Origin of the sequence: Alkalihalophilus lindianensis (genome assembly GCF_032843265.1) — a bacterium.
In the GTDB taxonomy this organism is placed as follows: Bacteria; Bacillota; Bacilli; order Bacillales; family Bacillaceae_D; genus Alkalihalophilus; species Alkalihalophilus lindianensis.
The window spans coordinates 1-264 of record NZ_JAWJBA010000462.1 but is presented as its reverse complement, the minus strand read 5'-3'; the positions used below and the strand labels follow the sequence as shown (position 1 = coordinate 264).

Sequence of the window (264 nt, the reverse complement as noted above, 5' to 3'; positions counted from 1 at the left end):
AAATAACTTGACAAAAACATCCAAGATTGCATTGTTACCATTGAATTAAAACCTGTCTTCTTTGCTAAGCTGAAACCTTTATCAATGAAAGCAGCAAAAAGATCAAACTTTGTATTGTTATAGTAATCATTAAGATACTTGGTAAGTTTGGGGTTCATTCCACTTTTACCCATATATGGTGGGTTGGTACAAACCACATCGTATTGACCGCTAAGTATTTGTGATTGTTTTAATAATTTTGGTAAATTTTCTTCTATTTTTTGT

General features: G+C 30.7%; 1 protein-coding gene. It reads right to left on the bottom strand.

Translation table 11 applies throughout. The features are described 5' to 3' along the window. Positions 1–264, bottom strand: a 264-nt coding sequence (locus RYX56_RS23035) for an Eco57I restriction-modification methylase domain-containing protein (protein ID WP_317124213.1), incomplete at both ends; no start/stop codon positions are given.